At 64.0% G+C, this 3,637-nt stretch carries 3 protein-coding genes; all 3 read right to left on the minus strand.

All coding sequences use genetic code 11. The features are described from left to right. Positions 1-910, minus strand: a 910-nt coding sequence (locus EN925_RS27890) for a class I tRNA ligase family protein (RefSeq protein WP_164894432.1), incomplete at its 3' end; no start/stop codon positions are given. A 218-nt stretch (positions 911-1,128) separates the two neighbouring features. Beyond that, positions 1,129-1,947: a PopZ family protein gene (locus EN925_RS27895; RefSeq protein ID WP_127369327.1), complete on the minus strand. Its 819-nt coding sequence runs from the start codon at positions 1,945-1,947 to the stop codon at positions 1,129-1,131. Between the two features lie 215 nt (positions 1,948-2,162). Further along, the gene (locus EN925_RS27900; protein ID WP_013531279.1) at positions 2,163-3,554 is read right to left on the minus strand and encodes a TolC family outer membrane protein; all 1,392 of its coding nucleotides are present in this window, start codon (positions 3,552-3,554) and stop codon (positions 2,163-2,165) included. Positions 3,555-3,637: the final 83 nt, after the last annotated feature.

Here is a 3,637-nt window from a genome sequence, read left to right on the forward strand (position 1 = left end):
GGATATTGATCGCCGGCAGCTTGTGGCGCCTGCCGACCTCGAAATCGTTGAAGTCGTGCGCCGGCGTGATCTTGACCGCGCCCGAACCTTTTTCCGGATCGGAATACTCATCCGCCACCACGGGAATCCTGCGGCCAACGATCGGCAGGACGATGTTCTTGCCGACCAGATGCCGGAAGCGCTCGTCGTCGGGATGCACCGCGACGGCCGTATCGCCCAGCATCGTCTCCGGGCGCGTCGTCGCCACGGTGATGAAGGTTTTCGGGTTTTCCGGGTCGAAGACCTTGCCTTCGACGGGGTAGCGGAAGTGCCAGAGATTGCCATTGACCTCCTGCTGCTCGACCTCGAGATCGGAGATCGCGGTGAGCAGCTTGGGGTCCCAGTTCACAAGACGCTTGTCCTTGTAGATCAGCCCTTCCTTGTAGAGCGTGACGAACACTTCGAGCACCGCCTTGGACAGGCCTTCGTCCATGGTGAAGCGTTCGCGTGACCAGTCGGCCGAGGCGCCGAGCCGCTTCAACTGGTTGAAGATGGCACCGCCGGATTCGGCCTTCCACTCCCACACTTTCTCGATGAACTGTTCGCGGGTCAGGTCGCGGCGATGGATCTGCTTTTCCATCAGCTGCCGCTCGACCACCATCTGCGTGGCAATGCCGGCATGGTCCATGCCCGGCTGCCACAGGACGTTCTTGCCGCGCATGCGCTCGAAGCGCACCAATATATCCTGCAGCGTGTTGTTGAGCGCGTGTCCCATATGCAGCGAGCCGGTGACGTTCGGCGGCGGGATGACGATGGTGAAGGCCTCCGCCCCCTCCTCGGCCCCGGCACCGGCGCGAAACGCGTCGGCCTCTTCCCAGACTTTGGCGATCTTCGGCTCGACGGTTTTGGCGTCGTAGGTCTTTTCAAGCATGGGAAAATGGTCCGCGCTGTCGGGAGTTTTGCTGGTCCGGTGTAAATCGGAAGGTTTTGGCCAAGTCAACCGCAAGGGCTGTCTCGGACCCTCACAACCAGATAGGCGCGGCCTTGGTCATTTCAACGGAAAGCGATCCGTCGTCCTGCCGACAACGACTTCGCCAAAACAAACGGCGCCACGAAGGCGCCGTTTCCTCTAGCAATCGGCATGGGCAGCTACTGCGCCCCGCGCGCCACGCGCTCGATCTCCTCGCGCACCAGTCTTTCGACCAGTGTCGGCAGATTGTTGTCCAGCCAATCCTGCAGCATCGGCCGCAGCATCTCTTCGGCCATGTCGTCGAATGTCTTCTTGCTGCGGCTGGCAAACGCGTCGGAAAGCTCGCCAAAGGCAGCCGCGACCTGACGGCCGGTGTGCTCGGAAACGATCGCCGGACGCGGCGCGTCGCTGGCCGCCACCGGCCGCACCACGCTTGCATCCGGACGAGACGGCTCGGTAGCCGGTTTCGCGGTTGGTTCATCCCCTGGAGCCTCCATCGACGGCTGGGCAGCCGTCTTGCGTGCCTCGCTCCGGTCCGACACCGCCCTGGCCTGCTCGCCAACCGCGGCGATCTCGCGACGCCAATCGGCGATGGAAGCGTCGGCGACAGGACGCGATATTGGCGCTTCAGCCGTGATTGGCTCCGCTGCAACGCGGGCGCTGACCTCGGCGAGTGTCATCGATGGCCTTGCCGGGCTGGGATCGGGGCGCACCGGCGTTTCCATGCGCGCCACCACCGGCTCGGCCGGCGGCAGCTGTGACTGGACTTCCGCCAGCGTGACAGGCTTCCTGCCCTCGGGGGCGGCATGCAGGTCGGCACGAAAAGCTTCCACGTCGGGGGCTGCATAGACGCTCGACGCGCGCTCCAGATCCTGGCTCAGCTCATCGGCGTCGCCCGGCTGCTTGCGGCCGCCGTCGCTGTCCTCGATGATCCGCCTGATGGAAGCCAGTATCTCTTCCATGGAAGGTTCGCGCTGTGCGCTGCTTGCCGTTGCCATCGTCACATCCGCCGCCCTTGTGACCCCTGTTGGGTTTTCCGCTCCGGCAGAGCCGGATCGAATCATGGCCACAGCGTAACCGACGGATCGCCGCACGAGAATCCCCAATCTGGGGACTTGTGGGATTTCAACAGATTAGCGCCATCTGAACCCGAGAGCCGCAGCGCGAAAGATCCTGCTCAAGCAGGGAACACGGCCAGTTCAGGCCGAACGCCTCAGCGGCCGTCCGGCGTGCGCAGTCCGTACCACTTGTCCTTGACCGCGTTGTAGTGCTCTTCAGGCTTGTATTTCGCTACCTGCAAGCCAAGGCGGTCGACGGACAGACGGCCGGTCGCCTGCAGGATGGCGTAGCTCGCCACCACCACATCGTGTTCGTAACCGGCCTGGTTGATCTGGGCGGTGATGACCGTCGCCTGCGCATTGAGGACGTCGAGCGTGGTGCGCTGGCCGACATTGCGCTCTTCGATGACACCGTTCAGTGCCAGCTTCGCGGCTTCGATCACTTGCCTGTTGGCCGTCAGCTGCTGCTGCGCGGCGGTGTACTCGGTCCAGGCGGCGGTGACGGCCTGGCGCACCTGGTCGCGGCTGACGTCGACCTGGATGCGGGCCTGGCTGAGTGATTCCTTGTTCTGGCGCACGATCGCCGAGGTGCGGCCACCTGAATAGATCGGGATGGTCAGCGTTGCCCCGACACTGGCCGAATTGGTCGTGCCATCCTGCGAACCGACGCCTGGCAAAGGCGAGGTATTGCGATAGGCGCTCGAAACGCCGGCGGAAGCCGACAGCTGCGGCAACAGCGCGCCTTCGGCCGACTTCACCGAAAACGCCGCGGCGTCGACCAGATGCTGCGTGGCAAGGATGGCCGGATGCTCGTTCGAGGCCACCCCGACGGCGGCGGCGAGGCTCGACGGCAACAGCTTTGCCACCGGCGAAGCGCCCTTGAGTTTGCCCGGCTCGTCGCCGACGATCTGGCGATAGAGCGCCGCACTTGCCAGCGCCTGCGCCCGGGCAGCACTCAGCGATGCCACGGCGGCGGCGCGTGAGGCGTCGGCCTGGGCGACATCGGTGCGTGTGCCTTCACCAACTTCGAAACGCGAACGCGCCGCGCGCGCCGTCTCGGTCAGGAACTGCAGGTTCTGCTCGGTCAGCACAGCGACCTGCCGGTCGCGAATCACGTTCATATACGCTTGCGCCGCGCTGAACAGGATGCCCTCTTCGGTGTTGCGCAGGCTTTCGACCGAGGCCCGGACCTGTGCTTCGGCGGCAGCAACATTGTTCCTGGTCTGAAAGCCGTCGAACAGCGTCTGGTCGATCTGGACGCCAAAATTGCCGGTGGTCAGCCGCACGCTTGAATTGGTGCCGTTGAGATGGCTGCTCGAATAATCGATATCCGCCGAGCCGGTGACAACCGGGCGGTAGCCCGACTTGGCGATGGCGACACCCTCATCGGTGACGCGAACGCCGGCACGGGCCGAATTCAGTGAAGAATTGTACTGGTAGGCCTTTGCAAGCGCGCCGGAGATGGTTTCGGCTGAAGCGGCCAGTGGGGACAGCATGGTCGCCGAAACGAGGACGGCGGTGAAAAGTGACTTGCGTAAAGACGGCACGGTTAAACCCTCATTCGTTTTCCATGGGAACCGCGCCGCGCCTGCTTCTCTCATAGATCAGCCGGCGCCGCGTGTTCGTGTTC

This window comes from Mesorhizobium sp. M7A.F.Ca.US.006.04.2.1 (assembly GCF_004022915.1).
Classification (GTDB): Bacteria; Pseudomonadota; Alphaproteobacteria; order Rhizobiales; family Rhizobiaceae; genus Mesorhizobium; species Mesorhizobium ciceri.

Bases quoted from the DNA above. Each gene is read 5' to 3' on its own strand.
- EN925_RS27895 (WP_127369327.1), bottom strand. From the start codon at position 1,947: ATGGCAACGGCAAGCAGCGCACAGCGCGAACCTTCCATGGAAGAGATA.